This window comes from Desulforhopalus sp. IMCC35007, from assembly GCF_005116575.1.
In the GTDB taxonomy this organism is placed as follows: domain Bacteria; phylum Desulfobacterota; class Desulfobulbia; order Desulfobulbales; family Desulfocapsaceae; genus Desulforhopalus_A.
The window spans coordinates 1-2,447 of record NZ_SWCN01000058.1; the positions used below are offsets into that span (position 1 = coordinate 1).

General features: G+C 38.5%; 2 protein-coding genes. Both read left to right on the top strand.

Annotation, left to right across the window (positions count from 1 at the left end; all coding sequences use genetic code 11):
• Positions 1 to 804: 804 nt before the first annotated feature.
• Complete coding sequence (locus FCL48_RS24540; RefSeq protein WP_136876719.1) at positions 805 to 1,203, top strand: hypothetical protein; 399 nt, start codon at positions 805 to 807, stop codon at positions 1,201 to 1,203.
• Between the two features lie 9 nt (positions 1,204 to 1,212).
• Complete coding sequence (locus FCL48_RS24545; RefSeq protein WP_136876721.1) at positions 1,213 to 1,461, top strand: hypothetical protein; 249 nt, start codon at positions 1,213 to 1,215, stop codon at positions 1,459 to 1,461.
• Positions 1,462 to 2,447: the final 986 nt, after the last annotated feature.

Below are 2,447 nucleotides of genomic sequence, written 5' to 3' on the forward strand. Positions count from 1 at the left end.
ACAAAGGTCCAGACTGTCATGGGCAGCTATAGATGGTCCACCGAATCGGTGGCCAGAGACAGGCTGCTCTTGAAGTACTTGGGAGTGAATACTAAATAGTGTGCGCTTTACCCGATTTTCAGGGTAATTCAAAGACCAATTCCACTGAAATATTTACTGCATTACATGTGAGAGACTCACAAATATGAAGGTTACCAGTGAGCGTGCCTGGTATATTTCTGACATGAAGAGTTGATGGGCAAATCGAAGACTTTCTTTGGCAGCATGCCGAGCAAAGACTTCAGCTGCTGCCTTCTGAATATCCACAAATCCATGTTGTGTTTTTGAATTCGTTGAATGAGTTTCTCTATCATTTTCATCCTGGCTATTTTGGGGGCTCATCGCGATGCTGACCAGCACCACGAATCTCGGCAGTACAGTCGGCACAACACGATAAACACCATTGTACCCTGTGCATTATTATTTATGAATAATGTGATCTCTTTTCCAATTTTATGAAGACATTGCCTTTCATGGGACCATTCAAAAAGAGAGCAACTTTCTCGGTTGATAATTCTGAAATAATCTTTTAATCAAGGACATGTTTTTTGAGTTAGGATAACAAAAAAAGATGTGGATTTTAGGTCAAGAGAATTTGGAATTATCTTTGATTAAAGGTGTTAAGAAATATTCAATAGAGAGGCTGTTCATCTCGACATCGCTTCAAGGCAACTTTATTTCTTGACATGTTCCCAATAAAAGAAGATATTGAATCAATATGTATCAATATTGATCAATTGTATAAACTTGAAGGAGGGGAGGAATATGAGCCATACTATTGAAATATCAGACAATACAATGAAAAACTTGAAGCCGCTAATGAGAGGACACAGATCATTTGATGACTTGATTGATTTTTTAGTTGTGTTCTATCAACACGAACTAGGGCTAGAAGGATTTATAGAACCTAGTAGTTCGTTAAGCATAAAATTTGAGCCAGATAACGATATGGAAGAGTTCAAGCGTAGGTTGCTCAAAGTTAAAAAGGCTTGGATCCAACTCACAAAAACAGATGGAGTGATAGTGAATAAACAGTGGGTTGTGACTAGATTGACTGAAAACTCTAATATTATGAACAACTTGAGATCAGGACCGCTGCGTGGTTGGAAAGAAAAAGGCATTACTGAGGCAATAGTCAGTACTGAAGAATTTCCATGGGTTTAAGGAGAAGTTATGAAAATTATCTCTGTCGCAAAAGTAGAAGGATCACATGTTTATTACGGCTGGCGTGATCTTATGCAAATAATTGAGACAAGCAAGGGAACTTTCACAGACAATACGGTAGGATCAACATATTGGACACATAAACCTGGCTATGACTGGGCCAGCCTAGTTGGAAGTGAGATTAACGAGGGCAAAATTAAAATACTTGGGCGTTCTCGTGAGGGTCAAAAGTATGATTGGATAAAGTGGTACGGCTAAGAAAACACCTTACCTAAAAAAATACCAGTATAGTTTGGCGAAAACAAGGTTCTTCCGGATTAAGCGTACTTCTCGGTAATGGCAGCCACGACGGGTTTGTGGGCGGGGTAGAGAAGAAAAACACTCTGTCTTGGCTGATTTTCTCGTTTGATGAATTTTATATCTTCCCATTCCCTCCCTTTGAAAAAGGGGGGGGAAGAAAACATTATTTTGAAACATTGATTGTTTCGAAAAGTTGGCTGATATTGCAGAAAGTGTACAGTTGAACCTCAATATCTAAGGGCTCTAGAGCAAAAAGTACGTTTGAGTCGGAAGAACCGAAAACAATAGCAACTGTTCAACCTTCTCCCACATTGAGTTACACAAAAGGTTGCTATGAGTTTAAAGGTGCAAGATCCCTATATGGAAACAGTAAATTGTACAGAATTATGAAATAAGAGACACGGCGAAGATTGGCTGGCCTATGTTGATTGTAGCGGAGCATCACTAACAAATTTTAAATTTAAACCAGACGGTCAATTTCACGCAGGATATATTAGGGGGAGTAGACTACGATATGGACCAACAAAACAAGTACGTAGAAATAGGAGAATGTACGCTACTTGCCGGAAATCCATTATTATCTTCAGCAAGTCAATTTAAACAAGAGTAATACCTTCAAGAATTTGCATATAAGGAGCATTTTGAAATCCTAGATGCTTCCAGAAAATCAACCGATAGGATTGCTCCATTCCCCAATTTGCTAAGTATTGATAATACTTCATTATCAACGTCTGTTTTAAATTCGAAGCCGCCTATTTTACGTAGAGATACTTGCAAGAGGAAAGCATTCATAAACTCGATTTACAAGTCAATATATCTCCTGATATGGTTAACACTGTCAATACAAAACAAGAATCCATTGCCTCTTTTTCATTGCAGTACCAATGCTTGCAACGAGGATAATTATTTTCTTCTAGTTCATGACCAGAGACGGGGTCATAGTG